Origin of the sequence: Geobacillus sp. FJAT-46040, from assembly GCF_002335725.1 — a bacterium.
GTDB classification, from domain to species: Bacteria; Bacillota; Bacilli; order Bacillales; family Anoxybacillaceae; genus Geobacillus; species Geobacillus thermoleovorans.
In genome coordinates this window covers 3,165,908-3,182,148 of record NZ_NISS01000001.1, presented here as the reverse complement: position 1 = coordinate 3,182,148, position 16,241 = coordinate 3,165,908, and the positions used below count along the sequence as shown (strand labels likewise).

15 protein-coding genes are annotated in these 16,241 nt (G+C 52.0%); 5 read left to right on the top strand and 10 right to left on the bottom strand.

What is annotated here, in order from left to right; genetic code table 11:
• Window positions 1-273: 273 nt before the first annotated feature.
• The 4 genes from CD000_RS18310 to CD000_RS16960 all read right to left on the bottom strand — a co-directional run bounded on the left by CD000_RS18310 (window position 274) and on the right by CD000_RS16960 (window position 6,947).
• Complete coding sequence (locus tag CD000_RS18310) at window positions 274-3,702, bottom strand: Ig-like domain-containing protein (protein WP_143425258.1); 3,429 nt, start codon at window positions 3,700-3,702, stop codon at window positions 274-276.
• Window positions 3,703-4,074: 372 nt separating this feature from the next.
• A complete protein-coding gene (locus CD000_RS16970) occupies window positions 4,075-4,854 on the bottom strand; it encodes a hypothetical protein (protein ID WP_096226122.1) in 780 nt (259 codons plus the stop codon).
• Between the two features lie 45 nt (window positions 4,855-4,899).
• Window positions 4,900-6,255, bottom strand: coding sequence for a C40 family peptidase (locus CD000_RS16965; RefSeq protein ID WP_096226121.1), 1,356 nt, complete (start codon window positions 6,253-6,255; stop codon window positions 4,900-4,902).
• Between the two features lie 182 nt (window positions 6,256-6,437).
• Complete coding sequence (locus CD000_RS16960) at window positions 6,438-6,947, bottom strand: hypothetical protein (protein WP_011232659.1); 510 nt, start codon at window positions 6,945-6,947, stop codon at window positions 6,438-6,440.
• A 208-nt stretch (window positions 6,948-7,155) separates the two neighbouring features.
• Here CD000_RS16960 and CD000_RS16955 point away from each other — a divergent pair, with 208 nt between their 5' ends.
• Entirely contained in the window at window positions 7,156-7,563 is a 408-nt protein-coding gene (locus CD000_RS16955; protein ID WP_011232660.1) for a helix-turn-helix domain-containing protein, read from the top strand.
• A gap of 120 nt (window positions 7,564-7,683) precedes the next feature.
• Here CD000_RS16955 and ssb read toward each other — a convergent pair whose 3' ends face one another.
• A complete protein-coding gene (ssb, locus tag CD000_RS16950; protein ID WP_198962520.1) occupies window positions 7,684-8,043 on the bottom strand; it encodes a single-stranded DNA-binding protein in 360 nt (119 codons plus the stop codon).
• Window positions 8,044-8,312: 269 nt separating this feature from the next.
• Between ssb and CD000_RS16945 the strand changes: the two genes are divergently transcribed.
• Window positions 8,313-8,753 carry a YwpF-like family protein gene (locus CD000_RS16945; RefSeq protein ID WP_021322699.1) on the top strand — a complete coding sequence of 147 codons (441 nt, stop codon included), beginning with the start codon at window positions 8,313-8,315 and terminating at the stop codon, window positions 8,751-8,753.
• Between the two features lie 56 nt (window positions 8,754-8,809).
• On the opposite strand, the gene CD000_RS16940 is transcribed toward CD000_RS16945, so the two are convergent.
• From CD000_RS16940 to CD000_RS16925, 5 genes are all read right to left on the bottom strand, one after another.
• Entirely contained in the window at window positions 8,810-9,439 is a 630-nt protein-coding gene (locus tag CD000_RS16940) for a class D sortase (protein ID WP_033008229.1), read from the bottom strand.
• Window positions 9,440-9,445: 6 nt separating this feature from the next.
• Window positions 9,446-10,345 (bottom strand): processed acidic surface protein, encoded by a 900-nt coding sequence (locus CD000_RS16935; protein WP_096226120.1) that lies wholly within the window; start codon window positions 10,343-10,345, stop codon window positions 9,446-9,448.
• 381 nt (window positions 10,346-10,726) lie between these two features.
• The gene (locus CD000_RS16930) at window positions 10,727-12,103 is read right to left on the bottom strand and encodes an aspartate kinase (protein ID WP_096226119.1); all 1,377 of its coding nucleotides are present in this window, start codon (window positions 12,101-12,103) and stop codon (window positions 10,727-10,729) included.
• A gap of 133 nt (window positions 12,104-12,236) precedes the next feature.
• A complete protein-coding gene (locus CD000_RS18565; RefSeq protein ID WP_158225556.1) occupies window positions 12,237-12,395 on the bottom strand; it encodes a hypothetical protein in 159 nt (52 codons plus the stop codon).
• Window positions 12,379-12,813, bottom strand: coding sequence for a DUF1284 domain-containing protein (locus CD000_RS16925; protein ID WP_025039145.1), 435 nt, complete (start codon window positions 12,811-12,813; stop codon window positions 12,379-12,381). Before CD000_RS16925 ends, CD000_RS18565 begins: the two co-directional genes overlap by 17 nt.
• A gap of 393 nt (window positions 12,814-13,206) precedes the next feature.
• Between CD000_RS16925 and CD000_RS16920 the strand changes: the two genes are divergently transcribed.
• From CD000_RS16920 to CD000_RS16910, 3 genes are all read left to right on the top strand, one after another.
• A complete protein-coding gene (locus tag CD000_RS16920) occupies window positions 13,207-13,794 on the top strand; it encodes a hypothetical protein (protein ID WP_096226118.1) in 588 nt (195 codons plus the stop codon).
• Between the two features lie 169 nt (window positions 13,795-13,963).
• Window positions 13,964-15,484: an aldehyde dehydrogenase gene (gene adh, locus CD000_RS16915; RefSeq protein ID WP_096226117.1), complete on the top strand. Its 1,521-nt coding sequence runs from the start codon at window positions 13,964-13,966 to the stop codon at window positions 15,482-15,484.
• A gap of 204 nt (window positions 15,485-15,688) precedes the next feature.
• Window positions 15,689-16,048: a DUF779 domain-containing protein gene (locus tag CD000_RS16910; protein ID WP_011232669.1), complete on the top strand. Its 360-nt coding sequence runs from the start codon at window positions 15,689-15,691 to the stop codon at window positions 16,046-16,048.
• Window positions 16,049-16,241 lie beyond the last annotated feature (193 nt).

Sequence of the window (16,241 nt, the reverse complement as noted above, 5' to 3'; positions counted from 1 at the left end):
TAAAATAGAAATAGCCCCAATTCCCCGAAAGGAATTGAGGCTTTATGACTATAGGTTCAAAATCATAATATATATTTGAAATCAAGTTTGATACAGATTTGGCAAAAAGAAAAGCCCCACAGAGATTTCTCTCCGCAGAGCCTTCCTTCCAATCTACTTGTCTCAATTTCTACAAATCTCGACAAACTTCGGGGCGTGACAGGCACGCTTCCCCTTAGAAACAGAGAGCCACTCAATGACTCTCTGTTTTTGTTAATTTTTGCACGTACCCCATTAGTTAGTAATAGTCTTAGGTGCAGAAGAAACTATTGCGTCAACACCAGTGTTGTCTTCTAAGCTAACATTGCTAGTAGTCGACGTTAACTCAACTGTGGTTGTTCCAACAGTCAACGAAGGTGAAGTACCTAGAGTAACGGTTACTTTGTTACCATCAATTGCGAATGTTGGAGTTGAACCGAATGAACCAGTACCAGAAAGAACAAAGTCATTTGCTAGATCAGCCAGAACAGCACCGCTAATTAACTTAACATTTTCGGAGAATGTGATTTCCACCTTATCTCCAGCTGATACAGAACTATCTCCGTTTGCATCAACATATTTAGCTGAAATGATTACTGGTGCAGCTTGATCCACCGAAGCACTAGCTGTCGTTAATCCTGTAAAATCATTACCATTAGCATCTTTAACAGTACCTAAACGAACAATGTTTGGTGTTGCGTCTGTATCTGGAGTAGATTTTTCAGCTACTGTAATCCATACTACCTTAGAATCTGAACCATCTAATGCAGCACCTGTAACTGTGTATCCAGATACATCAAATGTAGTTGCTGATAAGTAATTTCCATTGATTGCTTCAGTAAATGTAAGCTTGATTTTATCAATCTTACCATTGTTATTTGAATCTACAGTAACGATACCGTTTGTAGATGCAAGTGTTGGTGCAATCTTATCAGCTGCATCAGTACCTGTTGCACCGTTAAGAGCAGTGTTTACAAATGTTGTATCATCAACAGCTACTGTACCAAATGTATATTCACTTGTTTGGTTAGTGCGAACCGCAATAGCTGTTCTAGTAGCACCAGTTGCAAATTTACCATCTTCATCAACCACATCAGAGTTGAATTTGAATGTAATAGTTGCCTTACCATCGCTGTTCACATAAGAAACATTTTGCTGTGGTACAGTTGTCCATGTAGCTCCACCAGAACCATTGCTTACTTTGAACTGGAAGTCTAAAGCATTTACAGACTTAAGTTCTTTATTTAAAGTAACCTGTACAGTACGCTTATCAACAACTTTTACAGCTGTTCCAGATGCTAAACCTAAGTCGTTAGTAACTGTACCAGATACAGTTGTTTGGTAACCATAACCAGCAATTTTGTTCCCAGCTACGTCAGTAACGTTGTTAGATACCGCAAATGGTGTACCTTGTGTTACTGTAGTGCTAGAAGGCAATGTAATTTTAACTGCACTAGCAGATAGAGCAGTAATAGAAGTACCTGCTGGTAAGGCTTTATTATTGTATAGATAGTTATTTACATCTGTAGCTGTTGCTGTATTTACAGCTTCGCTGAAGTATACATAAATGCTGTTGCTGTTAGAGCCTGTACCTTGTTTAACAGCTGTTACTGTCGGAGCAACTAAGTCTGCTACTGATAAAGATGTGCTATAAGAGTCCATTGTGTTGCCAGCACGGTCTTTAACATTTTGTACAGTTAATGTATAGTTACCAGCAGCTAATGCACTTACAGTTAACTGAACAGTATTAGTAGAACCAGATTTGAATGTTGCATTAGAGATAGTAACAACTGAACCGTCAGCTTTTTTCAATGTGTAGTTGAAACGATTTTGTGCAGTTGCGCTATCTACAGACTCGCTAAATTTAACTTCAATGGTTGTTGCGCCTTCATTTACTGTTACATTTTCAACAGTCGGCTTAGTAGTGTCAGCTACTACATTATAAGAAGTAGCTCCGGCAGCAACTTTAATACCGTATGCATCTACTAAATAGTTGTTATCATCGCTCTTCAAGTTAACAGCATGGATACCATTTGCGATGATAGTGTTAAAGTCTGTTCCTGCACCAGCTGGAGTTAATTTCAACGCACCGTTTTCAATAGTACGAGAAATTGTAGATGAGTTAAATACGTTTACTCCATCAATGAATAACGGCTGACCAGTTACAAAGCTAGAAGGAGCAAGAGCTTTGTCGAATTTAACCAATACATATGATTTATCAGCTGCTACTGACACTTCTGTCATTTTACCAACAGTTTTATCAGTTACAACTGTTAAATCTTTCTCAACTTGCAATAATTTGTATCCTGCAATATCCTCAATTCCGTTATTTACAGATACTTTTAACTTGTAAGTTTTATCAGCTAAAGCTGTTGTTAATGGAATACGAACTTCATTTTTCTCAGCATCCCATTGAGGAGTACCTACTCCATAAGCACTTAGAGAAACTCCATCGATTTGATAGTTCGCAACGTTAACAGCTTGATCAGCTTTAACTGCTTCAGAGAATTTCACAACGATTACTTTGTTACCTTCCATTGATACTGATTCTACAGTTGGAACTGTTGCATCAGTATAAGAGAATTTGTGTTCAGATTTAGCGATAGCTTTGCCGTCTTTAGTTTTCACGCCATCAATAGTTAATTTAGACTCGATTTGGTTAGCTAAAGTTTGGCGCGTGCTATCAGTGTCAGTATCAAGAGTAATTAATACTGATTTTCCATCTGCTTGAAGTGTTGCTTTCGGAGCTTCTGTCCATGCAGCGTTATTTAACGCAGCATTTACAGTACCGTTGTTTAATGTATAGTTAGCTAAGTTCTCAGCTGAATCTTTATCAAGTTCTTTGTTAAATTTAACAAGGATTTGGTTAAGGTTAATCGCACTTACACTCTCAACCTTCGGCTTCAATGCCGCTTCATACGCCGCCTTGGCGTCTTGTGCTGCTTTTTGCAGTTCAGCTTTGAACGCATCGGTTACTTTCGATACGTATTGGTTGACTTGGTCAAGCGCGGCTTTCGCTTTGTCCAAGTTGCCGGCTTTGACAGCGTCTTGCGCTTCACGCGCTTTCATGGCAACGGTGATGTCGTAGATCAAGCTGTCGCGCAGTTTTTGCGCTTCGTCTTTGAATTGCGAGCGAAGCAGTTCGCGCGTCGTTTGGCCGTAGACGCGATCCAGGATGACCGTGCGCGTTCTGAGCTCGTACGAAATTTTGTGGTAGAGCTCTTCTGCTTTTTTCAGATCTTTCGCATCGACGGCTGCTTTGAGTTTTTGACGCATCGCGTCTAATTTTGTTGCATAGTTGTAAGCGTCGATGTACGTAGCCACGCGCGCTTCGCCCGATTTCGGGTTGGCTTTGAATACATACTTTTCGTATGCAGCTTGCAAATCAGCCAAATACGCGTCTTTTTTCGCGCCGCCGGCTTTGTTCACGACAGCAACCGCGTTTTCATACGCTTGTTTCGCTTTTTTGTAGGCGGCATATACGTCGTTGATGTTCGGGAGTTTGCCCGTTTCCGTTACCGTGTGGCTGTACGCATAATACACTGCTTTAAATTGCGCTTTCGCTTGGCTGACGACCGTCGCAACGTCCGTGGCTGCTTGGGAAGCATGCGGGTTGGCGGCGACGAAAGCGCTCGCTGCTACAGCGCTGGCTGTGGCGAGTTTGACTGCTTTCTTTTTGTCCATAAAGCCTAAAATCCCCCTTCATTTTTATGAAACTTTAAGACAATGATCCTAAACGGCTGCCGTTTAGTAGATTCATTGCCTAAAAGGTGCTAACATCAACCAATATCATCCTTGACGGCTAGATGCTGGGCTGATTAGAAAGCCTAGCATCTGTTGCTAGCACTTGAGCATAATTCCTCAATGCTCCACGTCTCCTATAATAATACATTTTTTTTCTAAATTCTAGCCCTAAATACAAATTTTTTAGAGAATATGCCATTGAAATTATTTCCATCGATGGCGACATTGATATGAATATGCCTGTAACAGAAATTTAGAACAATATTTTGGCAGTTTGATGGTTTTGGTTGGCAAACATTTTGCGCAAAAACATCAATCGTTTTTCTTCACCGTGACGTCCATCGGTTGGCCAAGCGTCATTTTGACGACGTCATAGCGGTCATTCAAGTACAAATCGAGAAAGCGGAACTGTCCTGCGAATTGTTCCGGGCTGTTCGTGATGGAAAATTGCAGCTGCATGGCGTAATCGCCGCTGTTGGCGAGCTGTTCGGCGATTTTTTCGATCTCTTCCTTCGGCACGTTGTACGCTTTTAAGTAAGAGATCGAGTCGGCGATCGCTTCGGCATTGTCGTTGAAATAAATGGAGAGTGTCACCGCGGCGCCGTCGATGCGGCCTTCAAGCGGCAATGACATATTTTGGCCGTATAAATACCAGCCGAACAGACGATTTCCTTTTTGCCGCTCAATGACGAACGGAACGGATTCATTTCCTGCCTGAAGAATGTATTGCCCTTTCAATGAGCGGGCGACAAGGGCGAGAAGTTCGTCTTTTGTGAACGGCACGTATTGGATGGCGTCCCCTTGTTTGGCATACAGTCCACCGCCGAGGCTGTAATAGACGGCGCCGCCTGCCCGTTTTTGGCTGTAGACGCGATACTCGCGCCCTTGTTTCGCCGTCATGGCGGTCTGCCATGCCGCTCCGTTCAGGCGGTATAGAGGCGTGTCGCGCAAAATGACGACTTTGCCGATCATGCCTTGTTTCCATTGGACTTGCCCCCATTGGACGGCGGCGTCAACTGTTTGTCCATTTCCTCCGAGGGCGATGGCGGCGGCGAGGCAGATGGCGGCTGCCATTTGGGATGCATGTTTCATCTTCGTTTTCCTCCTCATTTTGGTCATCGTTGTCGTTCCAGCATGCTAAAATAACCGCTTCGCCCCCAAGTACCGCTGTTTCCAATACGATTGGTCGAGGCGGCTGATCGTCACTCCAGTCGAAGCGCCGCTATGGATGAACTGGCCGTTGCCGATATAGATGCCGGCGTGCGATGGGCCGTTGGTGGTCGTGGCGAAAAAGACGATGTCGCCGACTTCCGGGGCGGAAACCGATGCGCCTGCATTCCACATCAAGGCGACGGTGCGCGGGATGGGGACGCCTTGTTGCTGGAACAGGTAGAAAATGAAGCCGCTGCAGTCAAATCCCTCTTCCGGTGTCTCGCCGCCCCAAACGTATGGGGTTCCGAGCAGCTCAGCCGCATCGGCGACGAGTTCGATGACATCCACCTTCGTCGGGGGAGCTTGTCCAAGCAGACGCTCGTATGTTTCGCTGTCAACAATGCCGGTCGCTGGGAGTTTGGCCGCTTGTTGGAAACGGCGGACGGCATCGGCGGTGGCAGTGCCGTAGTAGCCGGTGATGGCCGTGTAGAAGTAGCCGAGCTCTTTCAGCTTTGTCTGAATGCGCTTGACGTCTTCGCCGAGCGCGCCGATTGAGAGGCGAACCGCCAGGCGCTCGCGCTCGATCGGTGCAGGCGGGGGTGTTTTCGCTTTTACTGCGCTCGCGAGGCGGGCAGCGGTTTGGTTGTCGACCGCGCCGGTCACTGGCAGGCCGTTGTCGCGTTGAAAGCGGCGGATGGCGTCGGCGGTCAGCACCCCATAGTAGCCGGTGATGTCCGAATACGTAAAGTAGCCGAGTTGTTTGAGCTGTTGCTGCAGCTTGCGGACGTCGTCGCCGCGCGCCCCAACGGTCAGCGCCGCAGACGGTGAGGGCGAGGAACCTTCTTCTTTTTGCTTCAGCCGTTCAAGCGTCGCCCGATCCGCCCGCCCGGTGGCGGGAAGTCCGTTCGCCCGTTGAAACTGCTTCACGGCATCGGCCGTCACCGCGCCATAGTAGCCGGTGATTTGCGGATAGCGAAAATAGCCGAGCTGTTTCAGCCGGCGTTGCAAATCACTGACGGCCGCGCCGCGGGAACCGATGGCGAGCGTGTCGTTTGACGCAGGCGCGCTTTTGAGCTTCGCGTAGGTGGCGTCATCGACGATGCCGGTGGCTGGCAAGTTCATCGCCCGTTGGAACGCTTTGACCGCTTCTTCGGTAATGGCGCCAAAGTAGCCGGTCGCTTGCGGATACGTGAAAAAGCCTTTTTCTTTCAAGCGCTGCTGGAGCTGTTTGATTTCAGGAGAACTCATGCCTTTCTTCCATTCCGCCGCTTGGCTGTCATCCGGGGCAAGAAAAAAGGACGAAACCATGGCAGCGGCAAAGAAGGCGTGATTCGGTTTCACGGATGCGCCCTCTCCCTTCGCCGTCTGTTTCGTTTTTCATCTTTCATCGAGGCCTCATGCGGGATAGTTCCTCAGGCCGGCTTGACATCCCGCAGCCAAAAATAGTAATGTTCTATATTTTCAGTATAACGGACGAAAGCCATGAAAGGAAACGATTTTTTTTATTGGAAGAAGGAAGAAGTTTATGCGCCGGAACGGGGCATGCTTCGCTTCGGAGGCGACGGATACGTGAACAAATACGACACGCATCGATCGTCGACAAGGTAAATCGACTGCAGCACTTCATAAATGAGCTGTTTTTCCATCGCCAGCCATTCATCTGCGCGGATCGGGATGTATTTTTGCCTCGGTTCGTTCCACTCATAAAGGGCGACGGTAAACTTTTTTTGGCGAAGATCGAGCTTGACGATAAACATGTAAAGCTGGCTCGTGCATTTAAATACAAAATAGAGCTGGGCTTCCTTTGAGCAGGTGATCGTGCGGAACAGCGCCTCGCCTTCCGATGCAAAACGCATCCGTCCACCTTCGTTTTTCAGCGAGCGCAGCGAATCGGTGAAACTGGCCGGGGCGATCGTTTTCAGCCGCACGGAAAACGGATTTTTCATTTCCTTAATATAGATGTGGTACATTTTTTGGGCGTGTTTCTCCCCGTTTCGTTCACAAATGACAAAATCGGCAAGATAGATATTCACCTTGACCCCCTCTTTTTGGTTCGTAATTTCCTATTTTTAACTAATTGTACTATGTCCTTCCTGGACAAAAAAGATGCCGAACGACGAAATCACGGACAAATCCGTTCTGATTTAGAAACAAAGATAGAAATGAGCGAAAAAGGAACAACCATTGACTCCATGCTTTTCTATCTTTAAAGAGTAATGATGAAAAGCGTGGTGACGAACGATGACAAACTTGGGGGAGACGCTCAAACAACTGCGAAAACAACGGCGCTGGACACAGGAAGAGCTGGCCGAGCAGCTGAACGTGTCGCGTTCGCAAATCAGCAAATGGGAAAACGGCAGCTTGCTTCCGGATGTGCAGTCGCTTGAGAAGCTCTGCCAGTTGTTTGACGTCAGCGCCGATTTTTTGCTTGGCGGCGAAACGCGCCAGCGCGAGCTGTTGCGCGAAGTGACGGACATATACGGAACGGCGGACGTGCACGAAACGGTGCTCGCGGCGTTGGACTACTTGCTTCATAACCAAGAGATGAGCGAAGCGGTGTACGCGCTCGCGAAGCTGCCGGATAAAAAGCGAAAACATGTCGAAACGATGATCATGACAATCGTAAAAGAGTGCTCCGAGCTCATGTAGCTCCCCTCATGCTGAAAAAAAGCGCTAACAACGACGTGCTAGCGCCATCCGTTGGGGAGTGTTTGGGGACACGTTCTTTCTCTTGGGGATTCGCTTTGAAAGGCATGTATGGGGAAACGACTATACGTGCTCCGGCCATTCTGGTTTCTTTCCGGAGTGGAGAAATTGGACGGACTCCGCGACGACTTCGGTGACATAGACGCGTTGACCGTCTTTTTTATCGTAGCGGCGCGTTTGGATTCTCCCCGTCACCGCCACCATCGATCCTTTTCGGCAATAATTGGCGGTATGTTCCGCTGTTTTCCGCCATAAAACGCATGGAACGAAATCGGCGTCAATCCCCCCTTCCGCGTTGCGGAAATTTCTCGCCACCGCCAGCGTGACAGTCGCGACGGCAGCCCCTTCGGCCGTGTAGCGAAGCTCGGGATCTTTCGTCAACCGACCGACCAACACGACTTGGTTGATCATGTATTGGCGCATCCCCCCTTTCCTCCACCGCACCTTTATGATAACGAATCTCGTTTTGGGTCGTAAAATCGCGATTTTTGCATTTTTTGGCGCACTCTATGGATACAATTCAGCGAAAAAGGCGAAATCTTCGTCGACAATGGCGGGGCAAAATGGCGTTTTTGCCATCCGACGGAAAATATGCAGATCGTTTTTCAGCAGGAAGGGCGGCATCCCGTTTTTCTTCCCTCGTCCGCCTGTGCTATAATCTTGGATAAGACAACGGTAACGAGGTGGACGAGATGAAAACGTTCAAGCTTGTCGGGCTCTCGGTCATCGACGACGACATGCACCGCCAAGACATCCCGTTTATTGACGGGTTGATCATCAACAAAGAAGACGGGCAAAACCGCTGGCTCGTGGAGGCGTATTTGGATGACGACTATGAGCCAATGTTTGTGAACTTGCAGCGGCGTCCAGAGTTTCAACTGCAAGTGACGATCACCCACACGAGCAACGACCCGGCCAACATGCTTGTTGCCGTCCGTTCGATCACGAAAATGAACGGCCACATTAGCGTCTTGATGGAAGGGCTGATGATCCCGCGGCGCACCCATTTGGCGGAAGTCGTGCTGGCCGGCCTTGTCAAGAAAGGGCTGCAAGGCGAGGCGCTGCTTCAAGAGTTTCGCCAGCAAATGCATGAGCGAATCGATGCCAAGGCGCCGCAGGAACGGAAAAGGTAAAAGGCTGGAGAGCGCACTTTCCAGCCTTTTTGTTTGCCTTCCTGCAGGCAAGTGGATCATCCTCTTGGAAACGCCAGGGCATCAACCCGAACCGGGCGGGCGGTGACGATGTAGCGCTTCGGAGCGCGGCCGATGAGGCGAAACGGGTAGCACGTTGTCACCGTCAGCGTTGGGCGCGCTTTCTCGACCAAAACGGTCCGGTCGTCGTCATCGACGATGCGGATGTTGACGATGCGGTAATGGATGGCGGCGCGATCCGTCCGAATGATAAGCGCATCGCCGATCTCAAGCTCGCCAAAGCGGCGGAACACAGTATCGCGGTGCCCGGATAGCACGACATGCCCTCGTCCCCCCGGCCAATCGCTCGCTGGATAATGGCCGACACCTCGGCGCAATTCTTGTTCGCGGACGCCTTCATACACGGGAATCGCCGCCCCGAGCTTTGGGATGGCGAGCTCACCAAGGTAGACGCCAAGCGGTGCGTCTTTTTGCGCCGAACGTTCCGCTGGAAGGCTTGCGGCCGGCGGTGAGGAAGGCGCAGGAGCATCCCGCTTGACCGCCATCCAGCCGACGGTGTACCAATAGCCGTTCCAACCGGCCATCGCCGCTCCGATGACGATCGCCGCCAGCGCCGCCCATTGGGCGGCCCGGCGCCCCCACGAAACCCGCGCGGGCTTGCCGTTCACGTTCCTTCACCCTTTCAGCCGCCTGACCCGCCGGTAAAGAAGGAACCCGGCGGAAGCGAGCATCAGTCCGGCCAACGTATAGGTCAAATACGGCGACGCCGTCTCCGGCAGTTTTTCCCCATACATCTTTCCTTTCATCTCTACAGCGAGCAGCCCCGCGTCAATGCCTTTCTCCCCCGCGCGGACGATGTAGCCCGATGTCAACATCTCCCGCGTTATGGCGATATCGGCGACCTCCTCGCCTTGGCGGTTGTACAATCGAATGCGGATCGGCTCCGCTCCGGCCGCCTTTATGTCCGGCTCGTCCGCCTCAAGTTTAAGCAAGCGAAGCCCCTCTTCCCACATCGCCCGCAGTTTGCGGCGCTCTGTTTCCGTCCACGGCCCTTCCGTCTCCGCAAACGGACGCAGCCGTTCACGAAGCGCCGCCAGCCGCCCGGCTAACTGCGGGTCGTCAAGCAAGGCAATATGGCGGGTGAGGGCGCGCACTTCTTGTTCCGTCATCCCGAGCACCCCAAGCAAGTCGTTGATTTGCTGCATGGCGGCGTTGTGCTGCGAGTAAAAACGGATGGCCCGGTCTAAGTCTTCGACAAATGTGTAGTCTTGCACCGTTTCGCCAAACTGGCCAAGCAGCGCCTCGAGCTCCTCGACCGTCAGCCCGTGCCGGCGCAGAACGGCATGAAGCCGCTCGTCAGTGATGGGTGTGCCGAGCCATTGTTTCATCTCATCCATGGTGCGAAAATCGGCGGCTGTCAAGCCGTATTGATCCAAATAAGCCAACAGGTCGCTCACTGTCCAGCCGACGCTCTCAGCGTACTGCTCAAGCTCGCTTCGGCTGATGGCCGCCGCCCCAGCCGGAAACGAAGCGAAAACGGCGACAAGCACCGCCATTCCTAGCCATTGCCGCATTCGTTTTTCCTCCCTTCCGCTTTCTTTGACGTACATTGGTAGTATTTTCCGAACATGCCGCTCTTATGTACGCCAACCAGCGAAAAAAAGAAGAAAGCTCGGCTTAGAGCGCTTGAACGTTCTCCCACCTACGCAAACGCTTAGAGATGGGAGATTCTCGGGGACACCTGCCATAAGGCAGACTGCCAGCCAGACCATCCCCGTCTGTCCCTGTGACTTGGCTGTTCCAACGAAGTCCTTCTTTCAAGATATTTTGAGCGGCGTTGGGGGACATCCATGATGGAAGACGCTGATTCATTCCCCCCTTCGGCTGATCGCGTGAAAGCGGGGGCTTCTCGGTACATAAGAATAGGCGCCCGAGTTTCGGACGCCTGTTTCGCGTTAGGAAAGGTGGTTTACGGTTGCCTGTTGGAAGTAGGCGTTGTACAAGGCGCGAACCGCCTCGTTGACGACGTCTTCTTTGACGCCGAACATCATGCTCACTTCGGACGAACCTTGGTTGATCATCTCCAAGTTGATGTTGGCGTCAGCGAGCGCAGTCGTGGCTTTCGCCGCCATCCCGATCGTTTTTTCCATTCCTTCGCCGACGACCATAATGAGCGCCAAGCCGTACTCAATCGTCACCTCATCGACGGCAAGCTCCTCGCGGATGCGGGCGAGGATGCGCTCCTCTTTTCCGTCCGCGAGCTGATCCGCCCGCAAGATGACCGACATGTTGTCGATGCCGGACGGCGTATGTTCGTAGGAGATGCCTTCGTCTTCTAAAATTTGCAGCACGCGCCGGCCAAAGCCAATCTCACGGTTCATTAAGTATTTGCTGATGTTGATGCTGCAAAAGCCCGTGTCGCTCGCAATGCCGGCGACTGGTTCGTCGATGTGGTTGCGCTTGGCGACGATCCACGTGCCTGGAGCGGCCGGGTTGTTTGTGTTTTTTACGCAAACGGGGATGCCGGCGCGATAGACCGGCTCAAGCGCCTCGTCATGAAAGACGGAAAATCCGGAATACGACAGCTCACGCATCTCGCGGTACGTGATTTCTTTCAACTTGCGGGCATCGGCAACGATGGACGGATTGACGCAATAAATCGAATCGACGTCGGTAAAGTTTTCGTACACGTCCGCTTTGACGCCCGCGGCGACGATCGAGCCCGTAATATCCGACCCGCCGCGCGGGAACGTGACGATATGGCCCGATCGGGAATAGCCGAAAAATCCTGGGATGACCAAAACGCCGCGCCGTTCGCGCAGCTGCTTCAGTTTGTCGTACGACTCCGGCAGCACTTGGGCGTTGCCCGGCTCATCGGTGACGATGATGCCGGCTTCAAGCGGGCTGACGTAGCTCGCCTCAAGCCCGCAATCTTGCAGATAGAGCGCCATGAGCCTTGCGTTATGGTCTTCGCCGCTCGCTTTAATGGCGTCAAACAACCGAGGCGGCTCGCTTCGATAGGCGCTGATTTTCGACTGCAAGTCATCGACAAGCTCGGCCAAAAAGCCGTCGGCTTCCAGCCCCAGCTCATTGGCGATGTCAGCATACCGCTTCACGATCGCTTCCATTGTTTCCTCATGCGGCTCGCCAGCCACAACTTGTTCGGCCAGCTGGATGAGCATATCGGTCACTTTCACATCGTCCTTGTACCGTTTCCCCGGCGCCGACACGACGACGATGCGGCGCTCGATATCCGAGCTGACGATGTCGGCCACTTTACGGAATTGTGCAGCGCTCGCCACCGAACTTCCACCGAATTTGGCTACTTTCATCGTTCATGACCCTTTCTGTCGAAAGTCTCTATAATTGTTTATCATATCACATTTTTCCGCCCATGGAACTATTCATTTTTTAGAAATTTCCGCCAACGTCCAAAACTGCCGCCATCGCCGGCCATGACTCTCTTCAAAACAGATGGCGCCGTGCTTCGTCAATGGAAAGACGGTGCTGCAACAGCCCCCCCGCCTTGACAAACGGATGATGGTTCAGCGCAGCGCCGTTTTTCCATCGTTCCTCCTCGATTTTTTCCGAAAACGGCCGCTCTGCCTTACGTTTGCGCCACATTGCCGCGGCGGACGTTCGCAATGCCTTCTTTGCAGACGCCATACGGCAGCCACGAGCAGTTGCGGCATAACTCGTCCAAATCATCCGGCTTGACCCGTTCCGCCGTCCGCCGGATCAGTTCGGACTTCCAATACACATTGCCCGGCTCCAAGCCTAAATGGCGAATGACGTTTCCGTCAAGCGAACGGACGTGGGCATCGGAATTCGGGCCGGCTTCACACGTTGTCTCCCCATGATGTGGGCAGGCGAGGCACGCCTCATCGAGCGCCGCGACGACTTCAATCGGGAAATCGTCGTGTTCATCGCGAATGCGGGCCACGATCTCCCACATTTTTTCCACGAACGACGGGCTGTAGCCCATGCCGCGAAACCCGTGCACACAAAGCAAATGATGGCCGCGCAAACGAACCGGTTTCATCTTCTCTCCCCTCCCTTTCTTTCCTTTGGCGGGTATTGGTCAAGGGCAAATCTGGCTCTGAGAATGCCCTACGATGCCCAACGGGATGGCTCGTGTGGAGTTTTCATAGAACTTTTGACGCTGCCTTCTTTCCTCTCTTCAGACATATGCCGCCCGGTCCAATCGTTTCTATCGTTTTTGACTCCATCATACGTCAACTCTTTTCATTGAGCAACTGGCACCTCGATAACCAGCAGCGGACAGCTAAGCGACATCCCTTTCAGACCTATGCATCGTCTGTGAAACGGTGGGCTCCCGGCCTTCGCCCAAACCGCCGTTTTCCTCGGTCAATTCGGAAAAATAACGGATCTGCTTTATACAGACAGCCGTCATGATACAATGAGAAAGGGAACGATGTTGCTGGGAAAGGACTGGCTGATCATGACGAAAGAAGAATTGGCACGCTCGCTTTCCGTCTTGCTTCATGAGCTGACGAAATCATGGCGGAAAGAAAAAATTCATTCCGATGTGCTCGAAATCATTATGAAGCTGCGCATTCAAACCGATGACGACGAGCAATACGTTGCCGATCTGCTCGGCAACATCGCGTTTGCGAGCGAATCGGCTCATGCGCTCAAGCAAATTTGGGGCTATATGCTGCGCGAGCAAACCTTTCTATCGCCACAGACGATCGAGGCGATGCTCACGGACGCCCAGCGCAAGATCCAGCGCCGGCTGTCAGAGATGACGGCCCGCTATGAGCGTCCGTTTTTGTCCATCGATGACCCGCTCGAGCGGAAACGCCAGCTTGAGCGCTCCTACAGCGCCCTTCTTTTGTTCAACCGGATCGCCACCGACTTTTTGCTTGAGTTCGTCCGCGAAGAAAACGAAACGGCAGCGAGCGTCTTTTTCGCCGCCGACCCGAACGAGGCGATCGAAGTGTTCCATCATCTTTGCAGCGTCTACGCGAGCCGCTGGATTGAGGGGCTGGAAGTCGACTGATGCCCCTCCCTGCTCCGGCGGCAGGGCGGCTCGTTTTCAGGTGAAGGTCGTTGAGGCTTTTCCATTTGACAATATTACTCAGCCATGCTAACCTAATCATTGGGAGGAATTTTTTAAATATTCCTTCCATTGTAAGCGGATACAGAATCCATTGAAGGAGGAATCGGGGATGATCTACGCACAACCAGGCCAGCCAGGCGCGCTTGTCACATTTAAAAAGCGCTACGAAAACTTCATTGGCGGCAAATGGGTGCCGCCGGTCGACGGCGAGTATTTCGAAAATATCACGCCAATCACCGGACAGCCGTATTGCGAAGTGCCGCGCTCGAAAGCGGCGGACATCGAACTGGCGCTTGACGCCGCCCATGCGGCCAAAGACGCATGGGGACGCACGTCTCCGGCAGAGCGCGCCCGTTTGCTGAACAAAATCGCCGATCGGATGGAAGAAAACTTGGAAATGCTGGCCGTCGCCGAAACATGGGAAAACGGCAAGCCGATCCGTGAGACGCTCGCGGCTGACATTCCGCTTGCCATCGACCATTTCCGCTATTTCGCCAGCTGCATCCGCGCGCAAGAAGGCACCATTTCGGAAATCGATCATGACACGGTCGCCTATCATTTCAAAGAACCGCTCGGCGTTGTCGGACAAATCATCCCGTGGAACTTCCCGATTTTAATGGCGGCCTGGAAGCTCGCGCCAGCGCTCGCGGCCGGCAACTGCGTCGTGTTGAAACCGGCGGAGCAAACGCCGACGTCGATCCTCGTTCTCATCGAACTCATCGAAGATTTGCTTCCGCCTGGCGTCGTCAACGTTGTGAACGGCTTTGGCTTAGAAGCTGGCAAGCCGCTCGCCTCGAATCCACGCGTGGCGAAAGTGGCGTTCACCGGTGAAACGACGACCGGACGGCTCATCATGCAGTACGCCTCGCAAAACATCGTGCCGGTCACGCTTGAGCTTGGCGGCAAGTCTCCGAACATTTTCTTCGCTGATGTGATGGACAAAGACGATGACTTTCTTGATAAAGCGCTTGAAGGCTTTACGATGTTCGCCTTAAACCAAGGCGAAGTGTGCACATGCCCGTCGCGCGCCCTCATCCATGAGTCGATTTACGACGCCTTTATGGAACGGGCGCTTGAACGCGTCAAGCAAATCAAGCAAGGCAATCCGCTCGATACGGAAACGATGATCGGCGCCCAAGCCTCCTCCGAACAGCTCGAGAAAATTTTGTCATACATCGACATCGGCAAACAGGAAGGCGCCGAACTTTTGATCGGCGGCGAGCGGAACATGCTCGAAGGAGAACTGTCCGGCGGCTATTACGTCAAGCCGACCGTTTTCAAAGGGCATAACAAAATGCGCATTTTCCAAGAAGAAATTTTCGGCCCAGTGCTCGCGGTCACGACGTTTAAAGATCATGACGAAGCGCTTTCGATCGCCAATGAGACGCTGTACGGCCTTGGCGCCGGCGTCTGGACGCGCGACATCAACACCGCGTACCGGTTCGGCCGCGGCATCCAGGCTGGCCGCGTCTGGACGAACTGCTATCACATTTATCCGGCCCACGCGGCGTTCGGCGGCTACAAAATGTCCGGCATCGGCCGCGAAACGCACAAAATGATGCTCGACCATTATCAACAAACGAAAAACTTGCTCGTCAGCTATTCGCCGAAAAAACTTGGCTTGTTCTGACATTGGTCCACCTGCTCTTCCACAGCAAAAGGCAGCGCCGACGCGTTGCCTTTTGCCCACTGTTGCATCCGTCACCGCCAAAACCACGCAAACGCCTTTTGATGATGGAATGGAAAACGACGCAACAACCGTTCCATTCGACGAATCCAGCAAAGCTGCTCTAGGGGCCTGTCTTTGGCCATGATGCGAAAGGAGGTGCATCCGATGCCTGATGAACCGAAAGTCATCGCCACCGAAGCAGCGTTAGAATTGATTGAAAAATTAAAGGCGAAATACGGTCCGCTCATGTTCCACCAATCCGGCGGCTGCTGCGACGGCAGCTCGCCGATGTGCTACCCGCTCGGTGAGTTGATCGTCGGCGATTCCGATGTTTTGCTTGGCGAAATCGGCGGCTGCCCGTTTTACATCTCTAAGGCGCAATACGAATATTGGAAGCATACGCAGCTCATCATTGACGTCGTCCCCGGGCGCGGCGGCATGTTTTCGCTCGAAGGCCCGGAAGGCGTCCGCTTTCTCACCCGCTCGCGCGTCTTCGGCCAAAGCGCGGATGCGGGCGCAACGTAACCAGCCATCGCGAATCGTCACCGTGAAACCGCCATGCGCCGGGCATCACGTCGATGCGAAACCGCCTGGCGAAATGGGCCGCACGGAGCGAGCCGCCGGCTTCCATTGGCACCTCACCCCCGGATGCCTCATCGCTCCGGGGGAGTTTTGTTCGTCGCCGCCAAAAAGAAAGGCGGCCCGCCGCCTGAGCGAA

Coding starts and splice junctions, on each gene's coding strand:
- adh (WP_096226117.1), top strand. CDS start 13,964: ATGATCTACGCACAACCAGGCCAGCCAGGCGCGCTTGTCACATTTAAA.
- CD000_RS18310 (WP_143425258.1), bottom strand. CDS start 3,702: ATGGACAAAAAGAAAGCAGTCAAACTCGCCACAGCCAGCGCTGTAGCA.
- CD000_RS16945 (WP_021322699.1), top strand. CDS start 8,313: ATGAAAACGTTCAAGCTTGTCGGGCTCTCGGTCATCGACGACGACATG.
- CD000_RS16935 (WP_096226120.1), bottom strand. CDS start 10,345: ATGCGGCAATGGCTAGGAATGGCGGTGCTTGTCGCCGTTTTCGCTTCG.
- CD000_RS16910 (WP_011232669.1), top strand. CDS start 15,689: ATGCCTGATGAACCGAAAGTCATCGCCACCGAAGCAGCGTTAGAATTG.
- ssb (WP_198962520.1), bottom strand. CDS start 8,043: ATGCGCCAATACATGATCAACCAAGTCGTGTTGGTCGGTCGGTTGACG.
- CD000_RS16970 (WP_096226122.1), bottom strand. CDS start 4,854: ATGAAACATGCATCCCAAATGGCAGCCGCCATCTGCCTCGCCGCCGCC.
- CD000_RS18565 (WP_158225556.1), bottom strand. CDS start 12,395: ATGTGGCGCAAACGTAAGGCAGAGCGGCCGTTTTCGGAAAAAATCGAG.
- CD000_RS16955 (WP_011232660.1), top strand. CDS start 7,156: ATGACAAACTTGGGGGAGACGCTCAAACAACTGCGAAAACAACGGCGC.
- CD000_RS16920 (WP_096226118.1), top strand. CDS start 13,207: ATGTTGCTGGGAAAGGACTGGCTGATCATGACGAAAGAAGAATTGGCA.
- CD000_RS16930 (WP_096226119.1), bottom strand. CDS start 12,103: ATGAAAGTAGCCAAATTCGGTGGAAGTTCGGTGGCGAGCGCTGCACAA.
- CD000_RS16925 (WP_025039145.1), bottom strand. CDS start 12,813: ATGAAACCGGTTCGTTTGCGCGGCCATCATTTGCTTTGTGTGCACGGG.